This window comes from Enterococcus sp. C57 (assembly GCF_040887305.1).
Taxonomy (GTDB): Bacteria; Bacillota; Bacilli; order Lactobacillales; family Enterococcaceae; genus Enterococcus_B; species Enterococcus_B hirae.
The window spans coordinates 213,153-236,759 of the sequence record NZ_JBFOFP010000004.1 but is presented as its reverse complement, the minus strand read 5'-3'; the positions used below and the strand labels follow the sequence as shown (position 1 = coordinate 236,759).

Here is a 23,607-nt window from a genome sequence, read left to right as displayed (position 1 = left end):
AAGAAACGAATCCATGTCTCCTACACTTTTTAATTTCAACTAAAACAAAGAATAGAAAAAAATCAGTCAAAGAACCCATTTTTCTAGTTGAGGATTCTTTGACTGATAATTTAAAATGAACAATTGCTGCCATTTTATTTAATCGTATTGAAACAGCTTTTTTATCTTTATTTGACAAACATTGCATCGCCAAAACTAAAGAAGCGATAACGTTCATCAATAGCATGTTGGTAAGCTGCTAATGTTAATTCTCGTCCAGCAAAGGCACTCACTAACATGACTAACGTTGATTTTGGTAAATGGAAGTTTGTTGAAAAGGCCTCTACTACTTTAAATTGATAACCTGGTGTGATGAAAATATCTGTCCAACCACTATCTGCTTTGATTTCACCATCAAATTTAGTTCCAATCGTTTCAAGTGTACGGATCGAAGTCGTTCCTACGGCGATGATCTTGCCCCCATTTTGACGGACTTGATTTAAGCGACTTGCTGCTTCTTCTGTTAGACGATAAAATTCACTGTGCATGTGGTGTTCTTCAATCTTGTCCACACTGACCGGTCGGAATGTTCCTAACCCTACGTGAAGTGTCAAATAGACGAGTTCTACCCCTTTTGCTTCGATTTCTGCTAACAATTCTTTGGTAAAATGTAATCCAGCTGTAGGAGCTGCTGCCGACCCGTTTTCTTTTGCATAAACAGTTTGGTAACGATCTGGATCCTCTAAACGTTCTTTGATATAAGGCGGTAAAGGCATTTCGCCCAATGATTCCAGCGTTTCAAGAAAAATACCTTCGTATTCAAATTCAATGATTCTTCCGCCATGTTCTAATTCTTCTTTGACAACTGCTTGTAAACGACCATCACCAAAGGTAATCCGCGTGCCTACTTTTGCTCGTTTTGCCGGTTTGATCAACGTTTCCCAAGTATCTCCTTCTGTATTTGTCAAAAGTAATACTTCGAGGTGTGCACCTGTTTCAATTTTTTCACCATATAAACGAGCTGGCAACACACGTGTATTATTCATCACTAGCGCATCTCCTGGATGCAATTCTTCTAAGATGTCATGGAAATGTTTATCCGACATTTCCCCAGTTGTACGATCTAAAACTAGTAACCGAGAATGGTCACGGTCTTTTAGTGGTGTTTGAGCGATCAACTCTTCTGGTAAATCAAAGTCAAAATCTTCTGTTGTTAACATATCGTCACTCACTTTCTATCTTCTGCCTTGTCATTCTAACATTTTTACTGTTGCCTTGGCAAAACCCGCACTCGAAAAAAGAAGAAAGAGAAACGAACGAACAAACCGATTTCTTGCAAGTGATCGTTTTATTTTTTTATAGATTTGATTGCCTCATTGATATGATTGAGTTCAAAACGTTTAATTGTGCCTCCAAACTCCACAGTGATTAAGTCATTCAATTTCTTTGCATCCATTTCTTTGACAATCGCTAAGACCCCTTCTTGTCCTTCTGGGATACAGTTAGCAATATAATGAAAAACATTTTTAGATTTTTTCTCTGCATGATGCGCTTGCCCAAAACCAATGACATCGCCAATTGCCCAGCCAAAGATCGCCCCTAATGGACCACCGATAAAGCCAATAATAATACCTAAAATACTATCACGCCACTCATTCTTTTCGCCTGAAAGATTCTCAAAATCCATCACTGTAAATCCTCTTTCGTCAAATGCGCGTTGAGCTAACATTACTTGTTGAACCTCAACATCTGGTTTTAGATCATTTCTTTTAAGTTTATTGAACACTTCTAAGCAGTGAACATCTTCCGCCATGTTGATCACTATTAGTGTATTTTCCGGCTCTACTTCGATGTTTGGATCTAGAGCTAGATCTTCCATTTCATAAAAAGAAGAATAATCATTTAAATCACCTGAAGCAATTTTAGCCATCAACATTTCTGACTTATTGAGTTGATCGTCAGATACTTTTTGAAAGTGGCCCATTTGATCCTTGATTTCTTTATATTGATCTTCCGTCAAGACTTTCCCATTTTCAGTATTTCTATAATATTGTGCCATTGTCTTTTCAGCTCCTTCAAATAAATTGGATAAACATGTTCTACTAAAAAAATACATCAATTAAGTGACACTTTTTTATTTATTTTTTTTGTAATTAGAAAATAAATAAATAAAAAAATGCCTGAGTTTCTCACTCAAGCATTTTTTGGTCTTTAACATTTATTTCTTCAAATGATAACTATACGTACTTATCACGATATTTTCTCGCCAAGATAAACGAAGTCTTAATCGTAAACTTGTTTGATTGTGTAAGATATTTTGCCAACGACGGTTTGGTACAAACTGTGGAATCAATACTGTCGTCGTATAGTTTTGTTTTGCGGCATTTTTACTTACCAGATCAACGTAGCGGATAATTGGATTTTCAATGGAACGATAAGAAGAATGAACAACTGAAAAACGGACATCAGGAAAATGTTTCTTAAAGTCTGCTTCAATTTCTTTTTCTTTTGCTATATCTTCATCCAATGACACGTGCATGGCCACCACATAATCCCCGATCGAACGAGCATAATTGATCGCACCGATGTTAACACGTGTGACATTTCCTACTAAAACCAACACGGTATTTCCATCATAGTCATGTAACTTGGCGTCCGTTTCAAGTCGCAACTGTTCTGCTACCTTTTTGTAGTGATCATGAATGCGATAGAAAATATACATCACAATTGGCATGATGATAAAAAATGGCCAAATATCACCTAAGCGGTAAACGAACAAAATCGCAATGATCGCATAAGAGATAAACGCACCTGTGATATTTGCAATAGATTTTCCTAACCAGTTCTTTCCTTCTTTTTTCCATTTAACGACCATTCCTGTTTGCGATAGCGCAAAAGGAATAAATACACCGATCGAGTATAACGGAATCAAGCGTTCCGTTGAACCATGGAAAATAAATAAGAGAATAATCGAACCAAAAGCTAATGTCATGATCCCATTTGAGTACCCTAAACGATCGCCACGATCTTGATACATATGTGGCATGAACTTATCTTTTGCCAAATTGTATGCTAATACTGGGAATGCAGAGAATCCAGTATTGGCAGCAACCGCCAAGATCAAAGCGGTAGCAAATTGTAATACATAATACAATACGCCATGGCCAAAGACAGCTTTCCCAATTTGAGACAATACAGTAACTTCTTTTTCAGGTACGATCCCATACCAATAGTTGATGAACGTGATACCGACAAAGAAGAAGCCTAAGATCAAAGCCATCATTGTTAAAGTTGCTGCTGCATTTTTTGCTCGAGGTTTCTTGAAAAATGGTACGGCATTACTAATTGCTTCAACCCCTGTTAAAGAAGAAGAACCAGAAGAGAATGCTCGCAAAATCAATGCGATCGACACCCCTGGGATTGCAGCTCCAGGTAAGGCTGTTGCATGTAATGGTACGGCACCAGTAATGATATTAAACAGTCCGACCGCAATTAGCAACGTAATCACAATGATGAACGTGTAAACAGGGAATAGCAAGAAAGAAGCCGATTCCCTTAACCCGCGTAAATTCAGCATCATCAAGAGCAATACGATTGCAACTGAGATTGCTACTTGGTGACCATACAATGCGGGAATTGCCGAGGTAATCGCTTCGGCACCAGCTGACACGGAAACAGCTACCGTCAACATATAGTCGATCAACAAGGAACCTCCAGCGATCAACCCGGCATTTTTCCCAAGGTTTTCACTGCTGACGACGTAAGCTCCTCCGCCTTGAGGATACGCGTGAATGATTTGACGGTAAGAGAGAGTTAATGAAATCAATAGAATAATAACAAATGCTGCAATTGGCAGTGAATACCAAATGGCTGCAGTTGACAAGGCAACTAAAACAACCACAATCTGCTCTGTACCGTAAGCAATGGATGATAGGGCATCCGATGACAGCAATGCTAACGCGGCAAAACGAGTTAATTTATGCTCGTCGTTTTCAGCAGATTTCAACGGCTTACCTACTAACAACCTTTTTAAGTAGTCCAATTTTTTTACTCCTTTACACACATATTTACTTCAAAATTATTATTGTCAAAATTAAAAAAAAATTTATCTTAAACAAGATGTTATAGTACGCTCCCATAATATAAAAGTCAATAAACTTTCATAAAATTAATTGAAAAAAATTAGAAAAAAAACAGTATTTTTTTCAATCGTACGTTAAATTAGCAAATGCCTTACATTTCAACGACTTTTTTCCTTTTCTGTCAAAAAATGTAACATCTCACTCATCGAGATTTTTCTTTCCTATTCAATAAAAACTTTTACTTTTCGTAGAACTTGAACAACCAGCACTTTCCAAAAAATAAGTAAATGGACTGTGATTTTTTCTAGCAATCATCAATCATTGTGGAATCAGCCATAACAAACTTTACTTTTCTATTTTCAATTTTTTCAATTAAACTCGTTGTTTCTACAAAAAGAAAAAAATAGCTCCTCTGATCACCTAAGCTCTGTTAATAAAATAAAGGCCTTGTCAGACGAAAATACATGACTATTTCTGTCTAACAAGGTCTTCTTTTTTCAAACTGGTTATTGCTTTAACTACTAGTGGAAAATATGACTCTGATGTGCTGCTTCTTTGAATTTGACCATTTTTTCTTGGACATAAGGCGCAACAGCCGTTCCAATAACACCAAAGCTAACGAATAGACCAATCATGATCCAAATCGCATTTGCAGCATTTGGCCAATAGATTCCTCCTGCTGATTCTCGTAATAGATTAACCGCATGAGTGAATGGCAAGAATGGATTGATCATTTGGAAGAACTTCCCTGATACTTGGATAGGATAGTTCCCACCTCCACCAGAAATCGATAGCACGAGGATAATGATCGCAAGTCCCTTTCCAACATTATCAAATAGCGCCGCTAAAACATACACGATCATCATAAAGGCTAGCGAGATCAAAACGGCAAAGGACACGCTGTAAACTGGATTATGGACATCTACACCTAATAAAAAGATATTTCCTAAAGTAACGATCAAACTTTGTGCGATAGCCATTGTTAAGAACGTGAGCATTCGAGCAACAAATTGTTCTCGTTTTGTAAAATTGTTTCTTTCTTTTTTACCGAGATAATAATCGGTTGTCGCTACACTTGAGAGTAAGACAGCTCCCACCCACAAGCAAAGTGCTGTATAAAATGGCGTACTTGCCGATCCGTTGTTTGCAATTGGATACATCGTATTGGTTTTTAATTCTACTGGTTGCGTAAAGAAGTCACTCTCTTTCGTGGCATCTAGTTTCAATAATTTGATCACTTCTCCTAGATCAACTTCTTTTTCTCCTTTACGAATAGCATCTGCTGCTTTTTGGATACCTGTCTTGATGTTTGGCCAATCATTATTGATTAAATCAGCTGCTGCATTTACTGCCGTTTCAACTTGTGGCATTTTTTCATTCGCTGTTGTCATCGTACTTGTGATTTCATTTTTGATCGTTGGCCAGTCATTTTGGATAAAGTTAGCAGCTGTACTCAATTTGTTGGCTAACACTGGCAAATCATTATTATACAGATCGGCTCCTTTATTGATCCCATTGACGATCGTTTCCATATTACCATTCAACATGGTGTTTGCATCATGGATCTCTTGTCCGATCGCTGGCATTTCTTTTTGGTACTTCTCTAATATCGCCACTGCATTGGTCACTGTTGCTTTTGTTGAATTTAACAGCGAATCAAAATCGATTTGGTCAGCCTTGCTTAACGCACCTTGAGCTGTTTCAATCGTACTGATGACTTGATTTAATAGTGAATCAACGGTTGAACTGACTTGGTTCACATCGATTCCAGAAATCAAGTTATTGACATTTTTAGCAGCAGTTTGAATTTGCCCTAAGATATTTCTTACGTTATCGATATTTCCTTCTTGAATGGCTTGTTTCAACGCTGGTAGGCGATTTTGTAAGCCGCTTAAAACTGGTTTGATACTATTTAATGTATCAATTATTTTTTGAAGTTTGGTATTACCCGTTTGATTCTGTAACTGTGTCAAAAAGGTAATCAACTGATCAATCGCTTGTTGCTGTGCTGGTAAACTATTGTAGAGATTATCCAATAATTTGAGTAAGTTTCCCTTCTCTTCTTCCGTCAATTGATTATCTGCAATTGCCTGATCGACACTAGCTGTAAATGAATCAATAGATGTTGCTACCTGACTAATCGATTGTACCGTTGTATTCACACTCGTTGTGATACCTGGTAATGCGTCTTTTAACTGCTCTGCACCTGATTTTGTTTGAGTAGCTAGGTCGTTTGCTTGTGTTTCTAATTTCTTCACGTCAGGTAAGATTTCTTGGACTTGTTGAATGATCGACAACCCTTGTTTCGCTTCAGTGATTCCTTGATCCATCGTTTCTTGGATCGATGAAAAATCCTGATCGATCTCAGCAATTTGTCGACCTGCATTTTGGATTTCCGGTATTTTTTGTTGTAAATCTAAAATGATTTTCGCTTGCTCTTGGAGTTGTGGCATTTTATCATTCAGTGCAACCACTTTTTGTCCCATTTCATCGACTTGTGGGAGATAGTCCACAAATTCATTGGCTTTGTTTAACTTTTCTTTAATAGAAGGTAGTTGTTTTTGTAAATCGAGTACTTGTTGCGTATAACTGTCGATCGTATCAAGGTTCTCATCCGTTGAAAGTATCATTGATTTGACCTTATTGATACTTACTAGATTCGAATCAATGTCATAACCGATCTCGTTAAAGACCTTCAATAACGTTGAACTAGCTGTCTTGATAAATTCATCTGTAATCTGGGTTTGGATCGCAGAAGCTCCTTTATCGGTGATCTTAGGAGCAATCGCATTGATTTTCTCATTCACCGTGTATTCGATTTTTGGCTTTCTGATCTCTCCACTCGTAAAACTTAACAAGTCTTCTGAGAAATCCTTCGGTAAGTAGATTCCTGCATAATATTTCCCAGAACGAACCCCTTGTTCCAGTTCTGCTTTTGAGTCAACGAATTGCCATCCGAGTTGTTTATTGTCATGAAGTGATTTGATCACTTCTTTCCCAATTGCGACTTCTTTCCCTCGAAATTCTGCCGGTTGATCTGCACTGTAAACCGCAATAGGCAATTCACCGGTATTTCCGTAAGGATCCCATAACGCTTTGATGTTGAACCACGCATATAATGAAGGGATAATCATAATTGCAATGATCAAAAGTGTAGCAATTGGATTTTTAAAAATTCTTTTCCAGTCAAGTAGATATAATTTTAATGTGTTTTTGATTGACCGCATAAATATCCCCTTCTTCTTTTTTCAGCTGCATTACTTTACCATGTAAATCATGTAATTTTCAATTCCCTTTTTTCAAAAAGCTCGATAATTTAGACATAATAGTCAAACTGTCCGATTGTCTGACCATAGAATTGAAGAAATAGTTAAATTTTACATGTACCACTTTACCATTAAATAAAGCAGAAAGAAATTTTCATGCTAAAAATCAGAAGAAGAAAACGCATCCAGAAAAAGTTTGCTCCTTTTACCAGCCCAGCTCTAATCATAGGTTAATACGATTTTACCTGCAGAGGGGTGTCCTTCAAGTTGATGGTGCGCCCAGATTAAATGATCAAGAGTTGCAGCTAATTCTTCTGCTACAAAAATATGGTAATTTCCTGTTTTATATGCAGCAATTAAATGAGTCAAAGCTTCTTGATCTGAGTATTCTTTTCTAGGAACAAAAGTCTCATAAAACCCATTTTTTTTCTGACGAGATGCAAGGGAAGGCAATTCGTTCAACGCAACATAATGACCTTCTTCTTTCATAATTTTGATAGCCATGTCTCCCGCGATGCTTCCTTTCGTCGCATCGATCACAATATCTGCTTGATTACTGAATACTTCTTCAGGATTTTCTTGATCATAAGAAGAAAAATGAGTAACGCCTAAACTTCGGACTAATTCTTCATTTGTCTTTGATGCACTAGCAAACGTCCGAATCCCTTTTTGATGAAGTAATTGGATCAAACTAGTTCCTACGCCTCCTGAAGCTCCGGTCACCATTACCGTGTCAGTTGGTTGGATCGTTAGCAGATGATTAATCACATTGTAAGCAGTGATCCCCGTCGTTACCATTGCAGCTGCTTCTCCCCAACTCATTTCATCTGGTATTTTAGCCACTTTACTTGCTGGTAAGACGATTTCTTCACCGTAAGCACCTGACACAGGATGAACGACTACACGGTCCCCCACAGCAAATGAATCGACGTCACTTGCTACTTCCGTCACGATTCCTGCACCATCATTCCCTAATACGTAAGGGAATGTTAAGGTTCGAACTTCCTTCATCTTTCCTGAACGCAAAGCGACATCATAAGGATTGATACTAAACGCTTTCAATTCCACACGAAGATGATTTGGCGTGACCTCCCTTGGTGTGTCTACTATTTCTTGAAACACCTTTTCAGCTGGCCCATAACCACTAATAGCAAACCTACGCATCTCTACCCCCTCCTTTTCTTCTAGTTTACGTGTAACACCACTATTTGACAAAAAAACTGTTTTAATCTCATCGGTGGTCTTTCTCTTTCATAGAGAACAAGAGAAGGACTAAACATTTTTAGAAACAAAATAATTGTTTTATTTCTCACACTATGTTAAGGTATCTACACTAAACCGTAATTTTTACGATTTGAAAAATTAAAGAGATTATTGGAGGAAAATATGGCAAAAAAATCAAAAATTGCAAAAGCTAGAAAACAACAAGAAATGATTGCCCGCTATGCTGATTTACGACAAGAGTTAAAAGCGAATAAAGATTATGAAGCCTTACGTCAATTACCTTTAGATGCACGCCCTGAGCGTTTGAAAAACCGTGACTTGATCGATGGACGTCCTCGCGGATATATGCGAAAATTCGGCATGTCTCGTGTGAAATTTCGCGAACTAGCTCATCAAGGACTGATCCCTGGTGTCAAAAAAGCTAGTTGGTAATTAGTATTAGACAGACGAAAGATATTCCGGCAAAATAGCAGTCACTCTCTGAATAAGATAAACTAATCAAACACATATAAAAAAAGCCGTAAGGACTAAAGATAGGAAAACTATTTTTGGTCCTTACGGCTTTTTTATAAGTTGAACAATGCTGACTCAACTTTTTTCTTATCATTATCCAGCATTTTTTATTAAGAGTCAGAAACGACCGTATAGCGATTGACATCATTAACGCTCAGATCCAACGATTTCTCTTATAACCTTTGTTGATTGACATTCAAGATAATTAGCTTGTTCCTTTTATATGTAAAGGCATAATGTACTTATTTAGCGACAGGGGTCAATGCTTCGATACCTACACTGATTTTAAGTGCATGATCGACTTCTGACATAATTCCTCGATCTAAATGACAAACTTTTTCTTTTAATCTTGATTTATCAATTGTTCTGATCTGTTCAAGTAAAATGACAGAGTCACGTTCGATTCCAGTACCAGTTGCTTTTATTCCAATATGCGTAGGCAATTTAGGTTTGGCCATTTTGGCAGTAATGGCCGCCACAATAATCGTTGGACTAAAATGATTCCCTAAATTATTTTGAATAACTAAGACAGGTCGTGTCCCGCCTTGTTCTGAACCCACGACTGGAGAAAGGTCAGCAAAATAAATGTCTCCTCTTTTTACCATAGGATTCTCCTTACTCTTCATATTCTCTAGGAATGCGCGTTCCTAGTACACAGGCTACCTCATAGTGGATCGTACCTAATTGATCCGCTACTGCTTGCATCGATATCTCTTTTTCCTGATTTTTACCAATCAAAGTAACCTTTGTTCCCAGTGGAACTTCCTGAGGTAAACGGATCATAATTTGATCCATACACACACGTCCGACAATTTCACATAAATTTCCATCCACTAGGACGGAAAAGCCTTGCATGTTTCGTAACCAGCCATCCGCATAGCCAATCGGGATCGTCCCGATCCACTCTGGTTGATCGGTAATATAGGTTTCCCCGTAGCCGATGCCTTCACCTTTAGCCAAACGTTTCACTTGGATCAACTCGGAAACTAACTCTAGTGCGGGTTCCAATGGATACGGTTCTGGCAGTGCATGCCCTGAAGGATTTAACCCATACATTGCTACACCAAAACGAATCATGTTACCAATTTTTTCATCATGCCATAAAGCAGTAGCACTATTACTTACATGAACATACTTAGGTAAAGCAGGCAATGCATCGATTGTCTCTATAAAACGTTGATGTTGCTGTTGCCAATACGTTTCATCCGCTTGATCAGCCGTTGAGAAATGGGTGAAAATCCCTTCCCATTCCAATACAGCACTTTCTTGAATAAATGAAACTGCCTCTACGACTTCTTCAGGTGTCAAAAAACCAATCCGTCCCATGCCGGTATCAACTTTCAAATGAAGTGCTAACGCATGTTTCAGCTTTCTTTCTTGCAGATATTCAACAGCCTGTTCTAACCATTCTTTGTTTCCTACAGTGATCGATAAATCATGGACAACCGCTAAAGTCAATGCGTCAATGGGAATCATATTCAACACTAAAATAGGTTGTGTGAATCCCGCTTCCCGCAATTCAATCCCTTCGTCTAGATTAGACACACAAAATCCAGTAGCACCTCCAGCCAGTGCAGCTTCTGCTGTCTGGACTGCTCCGTGCCCGTAACCATTTGCTTTGACTACAGCAAATAGCTCTTTTCCTTTTGGTAATCTAGCTAATTCTTTTTTGACATTTTCAGTAATAGCTTTTGTATGTATAATGACTCTTGTAGGTCGGTGCCAAGCGACAACCATGATTTTTCCTTCTTTCTAATCTTCTAAAATAATTTGTGCAAACGCTAATTCATCCGTATGCGTGATACTAACAAAACAAGTACCTGAATGAGGTGATTTTGTGACTACAGGTTGTCCTGCATCATTTTTTAAAATTTCAATTTCTTGAAACGTCACCTTACCAATACCAGTTCCCCACGCTTTTGAAAAAGCTTCTTTGCAAGCGTAACGCCCTCCGAGAAATTCTACTTGTCGGTGAAAAGGCAGGATTTGAAATTGCTCGATTTCATTTGGCGTCAACACTCGGTCGATAAAATTTTGTTTTTCTTTGATGATCTTTGCAATCCTTGGTAACTCAACTGCATCAATCCCAATTCCTTTAATCATAGACTCTACTCTTTTCAAAAATTTTAGAACACTCTCATTCTACCAAATTCTCGGTATTTTACCACCAATATGTCCATAAATAACTAAAAAGAAAGCTCCTCTTAAAAAAGAGAAGCTTATCATTTATTATTAATCGTTATTTGTACGGATCACAAATCCACGTTTTTTATCGTTTTGACGCTTACCGCCATCTTTTTGATGGTTATTATTTTTACTGTAGCCACCTTTTGATTTGTTGCCACGGTAGTTGTTATTATCGCGTCGATTACGGTTATTTCCGCCGCCACGTTTGCCATTTTTATTATAGCCTTTTTTCTGCATTGGCAATGGACGTTCTGGAGTGATTTTAACTGGTATTGCATCAGAAGGATCCTTCGCAGTCGTTTTTAGTAACAAAGCTACTAAATCTTGTGCAGAATACTCTTCAAGCAATTTATCTGCTGTTTGCAAATACTTGTCTAAGCCGTTTTCTTCAAGCTTAGCTTCGATTTGTTCCACTGCAGCACCTAGTTGTCCCTTGAATGCTTCTTTTTCAGTTGGCGGACGTAGAGTAGCCATCCGTTTTTTCGTTAAGTTCTCAATAACATGTAGGTAGCTCATTTCGTTTGGCGTAACGAATGTCACTGACATCCCGCCTTTACCCGCACGACCTGTACGTCCGATACGGTGAACATAACTTTCTGGATCTTGTGGAATGTCATAGTTGTAGACGTGAGTCACGCCTGAAATATCCAAGCCACGTGCAGCTACATCCGTAGCAACTAAAATATCTAAATGACCATTTTTAAATGAACGTAAAACACTCATTCGTTTTTGTTGTGAAAGGTCCCCATGGATTCCTTCTGCACGATAACCGCGAGCTTCTAATCCACGTGCCAATTCATCAACACGTCGTTTTGTACGACCAAAAACAATCGTAAGTTCTGGTGTTTGGACATCGAACAAACGTGTCATGATATCGAATTTTTCGTATTCTTTTGCTCGAACATAATATTGATCGATTAAGTCAGCTGTCATTTCTTTCGCTTTGATCTTCACGTGTGTTGGTGATTTCATGAATTTCACGCCGATATTTTTGATTGCAGGTGGCATTGTTGCTGAGAATAATAATGTTTGGCGTTCTTCAGGTACTTTTGAAATAATACTTTCAATATCTTCCAAAAAGCCCATGTTCAACATTTCATCTGCTTCATCTAGAACTAATGTTTCCACTGTTCCTAATTTCAATGTGTGGCGGTTGATGTGATCCAGCATACGTCCAGGTGTTCCTACGACAATATGTGGACGATCTTTCAATCCACGGATTTGGCGACCGATATCAGCGCCTCCGTAAACAGCTTGTACACGTACTCTTTTATCACGACCAAGACGATAAAGCTCTTCTTGTGTTTGGATCGCTAATTCACGTGTCGGTGCAATGACTAACCCTTGCAATTCGTGGCGATTAGTGTCGATTTTTTCTAACATCGGCAAACCAAAAGCAGCCGTCTTACCAGTCCCTGTTTGTGCTTGTCCAATCACATCTTTTCCAGACAATGCTAAAGGGATTGTTTCTGACTGGATCGGTGTTGCTTCTTCAAAACCAGCACGCTCTACTGATTTCAATAATTCTGGTGATAATTCTAATTCTTTAAATTTCAAATGAATCCTCCTATATGGTTGTTAACTGAGGATGTAGCTTAATTTTTGCTACCCCGTCGATTGTTCGGTCAAAGTGTTTGGTTCTTTTTGACAGTGGCCACGTACGTTTTTACTCATTCTTAGCCCCTGTGGCACCACCGAAAAATCACTTTGCGAAGTTTAGGCATTAGAAAAGCCAAACGGGTCGCGTTCAGCTTTATCATTGTTATGACATCTGGCTCTAGCAATTTACATAAACGAAAGAACCAGTCCAATTTCTCTTCATCTTTCGGCAATAGGTTATTCTAGCATAATTTCTTATTTTCTGCAAGTTTGCAGTTTATTATTTCATTCCTTGCAATTGTTTAACGACATCAATCAATCCCATTCCATTGCTTCCTTTTAAAACGATGCTATCTTCCGGACGTATTTCTTCTTTCACCGTTGCAATGAGTTGTTCTTTATCTGTTTCAAAATATTGTACGTATAAATCTGGATACTTTTCGTTCAACTTTTCATATAATGCTTTCATTTGGGGCCCATATAAATAGACTCCCGCAAAATCAGCTGGATCAAGATGTTCAGCCATACTTGCGTGCATCTTCAAAGCATCTGGTCCTAATTCCAGCATGTCCGCAAGTACAGCAAGTCTTCTCCCTTTTGTTGGTAAGTTGGCAAAAGTATCTAAGACCAATCCCATTGCTGTAGGATTCGCATTATAGACATCACTTAGAATCCCCGCACCATTTCCAGCACTTAGCCACTCCGTACGATTTTGCGTCACTGTGACACTTGCTAAACCTAGACGGATGGCTTCCGTTGGCAGACCAAAAAATTGCCCAACAGCATAAGCAATCAACGCATTGGTGACATTATAACTTCCAGGAAGAGGAATCATGAACGATTCATCATTGACGATAAAATGTGTGGCTGTTTTCTCTTCACTCGTTACCTCCGCCTGTAGCTGCCCTGTATTTAATCCAAACGTTTCAATTTTTTGAGTCAAACTTTCAGTCAAAGGTTTCAATAATGGTTCTTCTTCTGGGATAATCAACAGCCCATCTTCTCTCAAACCATCAACAATCTCCATTTTTGCTTGCGCGATTCCTGCTCGTGAGCCAAGGTTTTCAATATGTGCTTCACCAATCATCGTAATAGCCGCTACTTTAGGTCGGGCAATCAAAGAAAGCTCAGTGATCTCTCTGGCATGATCCATCCCCATTTCTAAAACGATTTTTTCGGTATCCATCGGCATGTGCAAAATCGTATAAGGCAAGCCAATATTATTGTTGTAATTTCCTTGTGTTTTATAGGTTTTGTACTTTTGAGCTAAAACTGAAGCAGTCAAATCTTTTGTCGTTGTTTTCCCATTACTTCCCGTAATTGCCACCACTTCAGCCCCAACTTTCGCTAGGTAGTACTTCGCCAGATCTTGCATTGCTTTTAGTGGATCATCCACAAGAATCACTCGAATCCCGCTAGGTGCTTTGGACGCTTCCAAACTCCAAAAAGTAGCAACCGCTCCATTATCCATGGCTTGTTGGATAAATTCGTGTCCATCTCTTGCTCCTTTTAGCGGCACGAACAACCCACCTTTTTCAATCTTGCGACTATCGAACTCCACACCTGTGATTTCCGTTAAATCATTCATTACGCTTCCTACAGCTTGAGCGATTTCTTGTACTGTTAGTTTCATAAAAAACCCGCCTTTTCGCATTTAGAAGCCGGAACAAATGTGAATGACATTCGCTCCAGCTTCTATTTTTAATTGTCTATTCGTTTGCTTCAAAAAAACCTTGTCGTTGATTAAAACGATTGATTCCTAATTGAATCAATTCTTCGATCAAATCGCCATACTTCAAGCCCATGTTTTCCCACAATAATGGATACATGCTAAATTGCGTGAATCCAGGCATTGTATTTAACTCATTTAGGAATAGTTCATTTTTATTCGTCAAGAAGAAATCACAACGGCTCAAGCCACTCCCACCTAGCATTGTATACGCAATTTTTGCATATTCCTGCGCTTTTTGATAGACCTCTTCCGGTACTTCAGCTGGGATTTGCATTTCAATCTTATTGTTGATGTATTTCGCATCATAATCATAGAATGCAACATCTTTGACTACTTCACCAGGTAACGTGGTACGCACGTCTTCATTTCCTAAAACAGCTACTTCAATTTCACGTGCTTCGATCCCTTGCTCAACGATCGCACGAGAATCATATTGATAAGCTAATGCAAGCGCATTTTGCAGCTCTTCACGGTTCTCCGCTTTAGAGATCCCTACACTTGAACCCATATTTGCTGGTTTGACAAACATTGGGTAAAGCAAAGACCCTTCACATTGATCAAAGATTTTTTTAGGATTTTCTTTCCATTGATTTTTCAAAACAGGGACATAAGGAACTTGTGGCACCCCTGCCGCTTGCAAAATGTATTTGGTCATGATCTTATCCATTGCACAAGCACTTGTTAAAACGCCAGCGCCGACATATGGTAAGTTCAATGTTTCCAAAAATCCTTGAATCGTTCCATCTTCACCATTAGGTCCATGTAAGACAGGGAAAACAATCGTTCCTTCTTCTTTGATTTCTCCAGGATTGATCACTCTTCCCGTAAAGCCATCTGTCACTTTTCCGCTTGGGTCCCACGTCAAATGTAAGTCTTCTTTGCTCGCTGGTTTCTCTGTTAACAAAGGGCCTTTCACCCATTGACCTTCTTTGCTGATAAATATCAGTTGAACTTGATAGTAAGTATAATAAATAGCATTTAAGACTGAAAACGCTGAAAGAACTGAAACATCATGTTCTGCACTGCGTCCACCATATAGTAAAGTAATCTTCAAAAGATTGTCCTCCCGTATCCAATATCTTTCACTTTTACTTCATATTTTAGCACAAAATCAAAAGAATCAAACAGCTTATTTTTCAAAAAGTCGATAAACTTATTTGTTAAATCAAGAAAAAAGGCACGGCATCGCTGCCTGCGCCTCTTTTTCGATTGTTGTTTTTCATCTATTCCATCTTTCGTTCATCAGGGACAATTCCTTGATTTAACAACCATTTATGGAAGAACCATTCTCCTATGCCAATTAATAAAGCAGGAATCAAAACTTTCATCCAGATGTTCGTCATATCATTCATAAAATAAAGATATACCCACAAAATGACTGCGGAAGAACCGGCATCTGCGATCGTCGCCGCAATATTCCCCACCTTTCGCAAAATGAGTAAATCACCTAATACATAAATCATCACAACGATAATGACCCCAACAATTGTCGAATCCATGAAGCTAACTCCGTATAATCCTGTTAATACGATCCATAAAATCGCCCAAATCATGATTGCTTTTACAATTAATGCTTTTACATGTTTCATTTTCCACTCTCTCCCCTCAGATTAGAAAAAAATTAGATAATAAAATATCTTTAATTATTTTATCATTTTAAAGACAATACAAGCAAAGATATCGTACTAATTGAGGGGAAAACAAACCTATTGTCGCTACTCATTATTTGAAGATAACTTGACTTGTTCAAGCGCTTGAATTAATGCCTGTCTAAAGTTTTGATGATCTTGAGTGGTAAAAGGTTTAGGTCCTCTAGTTCGAAGACCTGCTTTGCGCAACCTTCCACTTTGGTAACGTTGTTCTAACAAGGAGTCAATCGTTGTTGCACTAAATTCTTTACCCGTTTGATGAAACACTCGTACCCTCTTTGGTAAAACTAAAGAAGCTAACCCATAATCTTGTGTGATTAGAATATCTCCTTTGCGAATCAATCCTACAATGCGGTAATCTGCGCTATCTGCGCCTTGGTCAACGTACACAAAATGAACATACGCTGGATATTCTTTATGGGTGTAATGAGCCACGCTCGTCACGATCATGACTTCCACTTGATACAAACCAGCAATTTCAATTACATCTTCCTTAACCGGCGAACCATCTCCATCAATCAGTATTCGCATGATGCCGCACCTCTCGTTTCCATAATAGATAAACACCCAGCACACCAAGGAGTAACCAGCTGATGTTCCCCCACTTAGCGTATTCCATTAATTGCACACTGATCGTAGGAACTCTTAACTTGTCAGTCAACTGCAACAGCACTGCAACGGGTAGCTCTAGCCAACGGGTAAGAACTAATAATAGCCCCATCAAGAGAAACTGATGGACCACACTCCCTTTGTTTTGTGTCGTAAATTTAATGATGACTCGCTGATCCATGGGAATATCCGTATCGGTATCATAGCACACACGATTTAACCAACCGCTGATCACAGCATGACAAAAACTTAAGAAAAACAATCCAATCACAAACGCAGTCGGGATCAATAAAATCAATAAAGAGAGAGATAGCCCGATCAACTGGACGATCACTGGAGGATAGGGGAAACTACGTAAGATACGATTACCAATCAGCTTAGCGACGACCATTCCAGCTATATAAGGTAGATACATATAAGTGGCTAAATGATCAAATCCATACAAAACTCCTACATAAAATGTACTAAACAAAAAGAGAAAGTTTCCCACCATTCCACTCAAAAAATTCATGAGATTGAGCCAACTTGGAAACTGCCAATTTTTTTTGCCTCTCCCTAAATAAAAAGCGGCTAAAACAAATAAAAAGAGAAAAACATAAATTGTAAGATCAAACAGTTCTGGCTCAACGAGCAATCGTGCATTTCGAAGCAAAAACAATAAGACAAAAAACACAATGAACAGCACAAATTCTTTCGTGACAAAAATCGTCGTTTTCATCTCTTTAAAATCCAATTCATACCTAGGATAATGGCTGATGGTGTGATAAGCCATGATATAAAACAATGTATACAGCCCTAACGTCACAACGATTTGGGTCGTACCTGACAACTCGATCGAGCGAAAAAGCAAAACCAATAATAGTAGCGCAAAGATATATTTTTTGCCTGTCATATTCGTAAAACCCTGTCGCTTTTCATGGTAATTAACAGTCACATTTGCTGGAAGTAGCCAAGCTGCACTAAATCCCAATAAAATACTAGACAAATAAAACAAGGGGAAATAGAGCACACCAAAGATCCCTAATAACGAACCCGCCCCTCCCATCAAAAGAGCAATCATCAGTAATGTATAACTATCTAGACCTAAACGAATACTGCGGATCAAAAACAATCCCGTCATACGGAAAGTATAAAATAAGGTAAACGGTAAAATCGAAGCCCAGTTAGCCCCATCGCTCAAATTCAGAAATAAAAGATAAGGAATAAATATAACCGTATTAGCTAAAATAAAAGGTGTTGATTGCGTAAAATTACGACCAAATTGTTTGATTTTCTCGAACATAAAAAAACTCCTTAGCGAGTAATTACAAAACTTATTTTTCATTCATTCTAGCATTAATCATAAGTAGAAACCAATTTTAGCCAATACTATCAACTAAGAATTCCGACTTATAACGAGCGATAACCTATTGCGACAAGTCTTCTTGTCAGTATTAGTAACGCTCAAGCCAAAACAAACCACGAAAGATTGCCCATAAAAAATAGGACATTACCCAGAATCTCTTCTGACTAATGTCCTATCTTACTGGTACTTGAGTTTTTGTGAACTCAAGCAGACAAGCCCTTCTCCACAAAAGTCTTGCCCGACACCCTTGCATTCCGGCAAGTGATCACATCATGATCTTGTGTCTCCAAAATCAATTAGGCGCATCTGTAAACCAGAGGCCTTCTCGACCCGTCGCATGTCGTTACTTTAACACATATCCCAAAGTTATGCGAGTCTTTTTTTCATTTGATAATCGACCATTTGAAATCCTTGACCAATATCCGAGATCAGTTCACCAGCCATTTCAAAACCTTGATGAAGGTAAACGGCGATGGCTTGAGCATTGCCTTGATTGACACGTAGAAAAATCTCTTTGATTCCTTGTTCTCTAGCGATAGTTTCGTACCACTGAAAAAGAGCCGACGTCAATCCCTTCCCTCTGAATTGATTCATTAAGTATAACTTACTCAAATATATTTTGGATGCTATTACCTCATAGGCGGTATATCCGACCGTTTGCCCTTGCTCTTTTAAGAGAAAATACTGCACACCTTCCGCCACTTCTTTTTCAATCTGTTGTTTTGATTGATAGGTAGCCAGCATATAGTCCACTTGTGCTTGCCCAATGATCGGAACAAATGCTTCTGGCCAAACTTCCTTGATCACTGATACCAACTCGTCAATTTCAGTTGAGGTTACCTTGACTTTTTCTAACATTCTTTTTCTTTCCTCTCTTACTGCTAAAAATTTCCTTGTGCTTTCTGGAACAGATACAACATAATCAAACTATACGCACCGACAGACCAAGGTTTCAATAATAGGACAATTTGGATATATTCCTTAAAAGATATTTTAGTTAACCCTGCGACCAGACAAACCAAGTCATCAGGCGCAAAAGGAATCAACATGGTCAAACACAGTACTTTTTTGATATCCTTCGTTTTCTGTGTCAGTAATTGGTCGAATTTTTGGTACTTTTTGGGCGATAAAATAAGTTGTACAAAACTAACGCCATAATAACGAACCAATAAAAAACCAATGGCTTCACCGATAATCAATCCAATACAGCTATAAAGTAATCCCCAGCCATTCCCAAACATCAACAAGCCTGCCACTGAAGAAATTCCTCCAGGTAGTATTGGGATGATCACTTGAATGATCTGCAGGAGAATAAAAATCACTACTGCATACTCCCCAAATTGTTGGATAAAGCGTTGCAAAGAAGTGGTTGATCGAAAGATCCCATGTTGATAAGCATAAATGATTAACACCAAAAAGAACAATAAGCCAATAATCGGGATTATTCGGATATATTTATGTAAATGATTGTGATCGTTCATTTTCAGTCTCTCCACCTTTTAGCGCTACTTTTCATTAAGAATCGTTGCAAAAGTAAACGTTTCACTTGATAAATAAGTCGAAGAATCGAAAATAGCTTCTCCTATTTTCATGATTCTTCGACTTATCCTATTGGTTTCTTTGTTTTATTTATGATCCAAAAAACTAGCAACTTTCGTCGTAATCAAATCGATCGCTACGTGATTTTCGCCACCTTCTGGCACGATGATATCGGCGTAACGCTTAGTTGGTTCAATGAATTGATGATACATCGGTTTAACCACGGTCAAATATTGTTCGATCACGGAATCCAACGTTCTGCCACGTTCTTCCATATCTCGTTTGATTCTGCGGATGATACGGATATCATCGTCTGTATCTACATATACTTTGATATCCATCAAGTCACGTAGATTTTCATCTTCTAGAATCAAAATGCCTTCTAATATAATTACTTCTTTAGGCTCTTGGATGATTGTTGCTTGACTTCTTGTATGTGCAACATAATCATAAACTGGTTTTTCAATGGCGTTATAGTTCAGTAGTTCTTTCACGTGCTGAATCAGCAGATCATTATCAAAGGCAAAGGGATGATCATAATTCGTATTCAATCGTTCTTCAAAGCTCAAATGGCTTTGATCTTTATAATAAGAATCTTGTTCAAGCATCATGATGGAATGGTCTGGGAAATTATTGAAAATGGCACGACTTACGCTTGTTTTACCGCTTCCTGATCCACCCGTCACACCAATGATAATTGGCTTGCTTTTTGTCATTGACTAAAACCTCTTTCATATCCGTTTTTACATTCTTATCTATTATAGCGAAAATACACGAAAATGCTATATTTTTCTGAAAATTAATGCTTCTCGATTTCCAAAAGAGGATAAAGTTCTGCTAACGAATCAATCCGATAAGTCGGTACGATTTCTGGAATTTCCGGCAACCGATTTTTGTTAAACCAAATCGTATCAATTCCTGCCAAGTTCCCTCCTTTAATATCTGAGGTCAATGAATCGCCAATAATAACTGTTTTTTCTTTTTCAAATTGAGGAATCTGTGAAAAGACATGATCAAAAAATTCTTTCATTGGTTTTTGGGCGCCCACATCTTCTGAAACAAAAATTTTTTTGAAATAGCCCAACATTTTCGCATCAGTCAAACGTTGATATTGCGTTTTCGATACCCCGTTTGTCACAATATAAAGATCCGCTTGTGAAGATAACGTCTGAAGCAGTTCATGACTTCCCTCAATCAAATCATGCCCCTGATTCAAGTAATGTCTGTATCTTTTCTCCATAGCTAAACTATCAACTGTTTTACCAAATTGTTGAAATAGTAGTCCAAAACGACTCCCAGTAACCTCTTCTCTCGTCATATTCCCTTTTTCAAATTCACGCCATAAGTGATGATTTAATGCCTTATAACTTGTTTTCACTTCTGGTGTCAATTCAATTCCTTGCTCTGCAAATAATTCATTTAATGCTTTTGCTTCTGTCATCTGAAAATCAAGTAACGTATCGTCTACATCGAATAATAAAGTATGATAATTCATTTTTTTCTCTCCTATTTAAAATATATTTTCAATTGCTTTAATTCGGTTAATGTCAGTGAACGATAGGCACCTTCAGCAAGTTGGTCATCTAACTGCAAAGGTCCCATCATTAGTCGCTTTAGCTTTGTCACTTTTTTACCACGTGCAAGGAACATCTTTTTTACCTGATGAAATTTTCCTTCTTGTATCGTTACTCGTACTCGACTGCTGTTTTTGGATGTTTCCATGATTGTTAATTGTGCAGGTAAACAACGATAGCCACCCTCAAAAACAATTCCTGCTTGAAAAGCTTCGATATCTGAAGCTGTCACTTGTTCATTGATCTGCGCCTCATAAGTTTTGAAGACTTTTTTATCAGGCAGCAACATTTCATATCCCAACTGACCATTTGATGTCAGTAATAGTAGTCCTGTGGTATCACGATCCAAGCGTCCGACAGGATAGAGCGGCTTCGCTCGATCCGCTGAAGCAATCAAGTCTAACACGGTCATTTTTGTTTGGTCTTTAACTGCAGTCACAGCACCACTCGGTTTATTCAATAAGTAATAGACTTCGTTTGTCGTTAAACGCTTACCTGAGACTTCGATCTCATGAATCAAACTATCCACATTTCGGTTTTGGCAAAATTCGACACAACCATCAATTTTCACTTGTTTTGATGCAAATAAACGCTTCATCTCTTTTCGAGTCGTTTGTAAAGTTTCTTCAATTAATTTATCTAAACGCATGGTGCTTTCCTTTCTTAGCCTAACAAGCATTATAACCCGAAAGAAAGTAGATGCAAATAAGAAAGCCATTGTTATTCCTTGACTTAAATTCAGATTCGCGCTACGGTTAAAGAGTAAAGTGAATTGGATTTCTCATACACAGCGTAATGACCTGGTGGAGAAAAGTTGAATCCTGACTTTCTAAAGGTAGATGCGCGCATCTATCTTTTTGCGTTTTTTAAGCGCCCTAGCCAATAATGTGCACGAGAATAGCCGTCGAAAGTTCACTTAAATAAAATCTGTTGGTCTACGTTGCCGACAGTCACATTTTAAGGAGGAATTTTGGTTATGTCAGTATCATTAGAAGTAAGTAAGAGAGAAGTACGTCCCCGTTCATTGAGAAATAAATTGCGTCATGAAGGTAAAGTTCCAGCTATTGTTTATGGGTACAATGTTGAAAGTACTCCGATTGCTATTGATGGACAAATATTCAGTAAATTATTACGTGAAAATGGCGCAAATACAGTAATCACAATGACGATTGATGGAAAAAAAGTTAACACGTTGGTTCATAAAGTCCAAACGAATACCTTTACCAACCATTTTGAACATGTGGAATTTCTATCTGTGAACATGTCAGAAGAAACTGAAGTCGAAACTGAAATCGTTCTTGTTGGCGAAGCTGCAGGTGTAAAAGCTGGTGGTGTCTTAGCACAAAACCTTTACACTGTGATCGTCTCTGCTACACCAAGCAACTTACCAGAACGTATCGAAGTTGATGTAACAAACCTAAATCTAGGCGATGCAATCACAGTAGCCGATCTACCTGAAAACAACGATTATAAAGTCGTTTCTGATGGTGAAGAACAAATTGCTGCAGTAGCAGCTCCAACTGAGGAAGCTGAAACTACTGATGAAGAAAGCGAACCAGAAGTTATTGGTTCAACGGAAGAATAACAAGTGACTTGTTCGTGTCAAAAGCGTTGGCAACCTTCGCTTTTGGCACGTTTTTTTCTCTCCTTAAAAAAAACTTATACTTTGAAAAAAAGTACACGATTTTTGTTGCATTTTTAAAAAAAGTCTATTAGAATGAACCATCGTTACAGTAAATCGTTTATCCTAAATGAAGAAATAAAACATGTCTATTCGATAAAACGAAGGAGGTTAAACAGATGTTTGAAAGTTTTGACAGTAGTCGTAACCGGTATGCCTCTGTAGGTGTTGTATCAAGTTTACCAGATGAACTGATTGATAGTATCTGGTTTATTATTGACCTAGACCTTAAGGGAGTCATCCCCTTAGATAATATGTTAGCCTTTGATTTAATCGACAATAATGGAAAAGTAACTATGCATTTTTCGCAAGCTGGTAGTGATGTTGAGATGGGAATCGATTTACCGTTTCACTATTCATCAAGTTTTCCAAGCCAAGTATATGCTTATGATGATGGTACTAGAGAAACCATTCTTTTACCCAGCGAGATAAGACAGTATTAAGGTTCACAACCATTCGTTGTCCCTTTTGATTTGTACGCCCAGGCCAAGTAGTTGATCCTTTGAATTTATTCTTTGCGTTTCATTCTTTGAATTTATTCAGCGATTCAATTCTTGGCTTGTTTTATGATGCACATCATTGAAAATATCTTTGAAAATAAATCTGCAATACATTGAAAGTTATCAAA

At 38.1% G+C, this 23,607-nt stretch carries 22 protein-coding genes; 3 read left to right on the top strand and 19 right to left on the bottom strand.

What is annotated here, in order from left to right; translation table 11 throughout:
- Positions 1 to 167: 167 nt before the first annotated feature.
- The 5 genes from queA to AB5M32_RS06725 all read right to left on the bottom strand — a co-directional run bounded on the left by queA (position 168) and on the right by AB5M32_RS06725 (position 8,491).
- Positions 168 to 1,199 carry a tRNA preQ1(34) S-adenosylmethionine ribosyltransferase-isomerase QueA gene (gene queA, locus AB5M32_RS06745; RefSeq protein ID WP_010720324.1) on the bottom strand — a complete coding sequence of 344 codons (1,032 nt, stop codon included), beginning with the start codon at positions 1,197 to 1,199 and terminating at the stop codon, positions 168 to 170.
- Between the two features lie 128 nt (positions 1,200 to 1,327).
- Positions 1,328 to 2,038: a hypothetical protein gene (locus AB5M32_RS06740; protein WP_178286937.1), complete on the bottom strand. Its 711-nt coding sequence runs from the start codon at positions 2,036 to 2,038 to the stop codon at positions 1,328 to 1,330.
- A gap of 159 nt (positions 2,039 to 2,197) precedes the next feature.
- A complete protein-coding gene (locus AB5M32_RS06735; protein ID WP_010720326.1) occupies positions 2,198 to 4,021 on the bottom strand; it encodes an amino acid permease in 1,824 nt (607 codons plus the stop codon).
- A gap of 561 nt (positions 4,022 to 4,582) precedes the next feature.
- Positions 4,583 to 7,288, bottom strand: a complete 2,706-nt coding sequence (locus AB5M32_RS06730; RefSeq protein ID WP_178286939.1) for a YhgE/Pip domain-containing protein — start codon at positions 7,286 to 7,288, stop codon at positions 4,583 to 4,585.
- A gap of 258 nt (positions 7,289 to 7,546) precedes the next feature.
- Positions 7,547 to 8,491 (bottom strand): NADP-dependent oxidoreductase, encoded by a 945-nt coding sequence (locus AB5M32_RS06725; RefSeq protein WP_178286941.1) that lies wholly within the window; start codon positions 8,489 to 8,491, stop codon positions 7,547 to 7,549.
- Positions 8,492 to 8,713: 222 nt separating this feature from the next.
- Between AB5M32_RS06725 and rpsN the strand changes: the two genes are divergently transcribed.
- Positions 8,714 to 8,983: a 30S ribosomal protein S14 gene (gene rpsN, locus AB5M32_RS06720; RefSeq protein WP_010736862.1), complete on the top strand. Its 270-nt coding sequence runs from the start codon at positions 8,714 to 8,716 to the stop codon at positions 8,981 to 8,983.
- A 323-nt stretch (positions 8,984 to 9,306) separates the two neighbouring features.
- On the opposite strand, the gene AB5M32_RS06715 is transcribed toward rpsN, so the two are convergent.
- The 14 genes from AB5M32_RS06715 to AB5M32_RS06650 form a co-directional block, all read right to left on the bottom strand.
- The gene (locus tag AB5M32_RS06715) at positions 9,307 to 9,669 is read right to left on the bottom strand and encodes a type II toxin-antitoxin system PemK/MazF family toxin (RefSeq protein WP_010720330.1); all 363 of its coding nucleotides are present in this window, start codon (positions 9,667 to 9,669) and stop codon (positions 9,307 to 9,309) included.
- Positions 9,670 to 9,679: 10 nt separating this feature from the next.
- The gene (gene alr / locus AB5M32_RS06710) at positions 9,680 to 10,801 is read right to left on the bottom strand and encodes an alanine racemase (RefSeq protein ID WP_010720331.1); all 1,122 of its coding nucleotides are present in this window, start codon (positions 10,799 to 10,801) and stop codon (positions 9,680 to 9,682) included.
- Between the two features lie 15 nt (positions 10,802 to 10,816).
- Complete coding sequence (gene acpS, locus AB5M32_RS06705; RefSeq protein ID WP_010720332.1) at positions 10,817 to 11,167, bottom strand: holo-ACP synthase; 351 nt, start codon at positions 11,165 to 11,167, stop codon at positions 10,817 to 10,819.
- Between the two features lie 129 nt (positions 11,168 to 11,296).
- On the bottom strand, positions 11,297 to 12,808 hold the full coding sequence (locus tag AB5M32_RS06700) for a DEAD/DEAH box helicase (protein ID WP_010720333.1): 1,512 nt from the start codon (positions 12,806 to 12,808) through the stop codon (positions 11,297 to 11,299).
- A gap of 322 nt (positions 12,809 to 13,130) precedes the next feature.
- Positions 13,131 to 14,483, bottom strand: a complete 1,353-nt coding sequence (murF, locus tag AB5M32_RS06695; RefSeq protein ID WP_094940635.1) for a UDP-N-acetylmuramoyl-tripeptide--D-alanyl-D-alanine ligase — start codon at positions 14,481 to 14,483, stop codon at positions 13,131 to 13,133.
- Positions 14,484 to 14,559: 76 nt separating this feature from the next.
- Complete coding sequence (locus AB5M32_RS06690; RefSeq protein ID WP_010720335.1) at positions 14,560 to 15,636, bottom strand: D-alanine--D-alanine ligase; 1,077 nt, start codon at positions 15,634 to 15,636, stop codon at positions 14,560 to 14,562.
- A gap of 169 nt (positions 15,637 to 15,805) precedes the next feature.
- Entirely contained in the window at positions 15,806 to 16,171 is a 366-nt protein-coding gene (locus AB5M32_RS06685; protein WP_034698720.1) for a DUF2512 family protein, read from the bottom strand.
- Between the two features lie 126 nt (positions 16,172 to 16,297).
- A complete protein-coding gene (locus AB5M32_RS06680) occupies positions 16,298 to 16,762 on the bottom strand; it encodes a YaiI/YqxD family protein (protein WP_088745039.1) in 465 nt (154 codons plus the stop codon).
- The gene (locus AB5M32_RS06675) at positions 16,746 to 18,122 is read right to left on the bottom strand and encodes a hypothetical protein (protein WP_094940636.1); all 1,377 of its coding nucleotides are present in this window, start codon (positions 18,120 to 18,122) and stop codon (positions 16,746 to 16,748) included. The genes AB5M32_RS06680 and AB5M32_RS06675 overlap by 17 nt, the downstream gene beginning before the upstream one ends.
- Positions 18,123 to 18,551: 429 nt before the next feature.
- Positions 18,552 to 19,043: a GNAT family N-acetyltransferase gene (locus tag AB5M32_RS06670; protein ID WP_010736856.1), complete on the bottom strand. Its 492-nt coding sequence runs from the start codon at positions 19,041 to 19,043 to the stop codon at positions 18,552 to 18,554.
- Positions 19,044 to 19,066: 23 nt separating this feature from the next.
- The gene (locus AB5M32_RS06665) at positions 19,067 to 19,666 is read right to left on the bottom strand and encodes a TVP38/TMEM64 family protein (protein WP_034698710.1); all 600 of its coding nucleotides are present in this window, start codon (positions 19,664 to 19,666) and stop codon (positions 19,067 to 19,069) included.
- Positions 19,667 to 19,810: 144 nt separating this feature from the next.
- Positions 19,811 to 20,440, bottom strand: coding sequence for a uridine kinase (udk, locus tag AB5M32_RS06660; protein ID WP_010720341.1), 630 nt, complete (start codon positions 20,438 to 20,440; stop codon positions 19,811 to 19,813).
- A gap of 83 nt (positions 20,441 to 20,523) precedes the next feature.
- Positions 20,524 to 21,219, bottom strand: coding sequence for a YjjG family noncanonical pyrimidine nucleotidase (locus AB5M32_RS06655; protein ID WP_010720342.1), 696 nt, complete (start codon positions 21,217 to 21,219; stop codon positions 20,524 to 20,526).
- An 11-nt stretch (positions 21,220 to 21,230) separates the two neighbouring features.
- A complete protein-coding gene (locus tag AB5M32_RS06650; RefSeq protein ID WP_081128316.1) occupies positions 21,231 to 21,947 on the bottom strand; it encodes a 16S rRNA pseudouridine(516) synthase in 717 nt (238 codons plus the stop codon).
- A 327-nt stretch (positions 21,948 to 22,274) separates the two neighbouring features.
- Here AB5M32_RS06650 and AB5M32_RS06645 point away from each other — a divergent pair, with 327 nt between their 5' ends.
- Positions 22,275 to 22,883 carry a 50S ribosomal protein L25/general stress protein Ctc gene (locus tag AB5M32_RS06645; RefSeq protein ID WP_010736853.1) on the top strand — a complete coding sequence of 203 codons (609 nt, stop codon included), beginning with the start codon at positions 22,275 to 22,277 and terminating at the stop codon, positions 22,881 to 22,883.
- A 215-nt stretch (positions 22,884 to 23,098) separates the two neighbouring features.
- Entirely contained in the window at positions 23,099 to 23,422 is a 324-nt protein-coding gene (locus AB5M32_RS06640) for a DUF960 domain-containing protein (RefSeq protein ID WP_010720345.1), read from the top strand.
- Positions 23,423 to 23,607 lie beyond the last annotated feature (185 nt).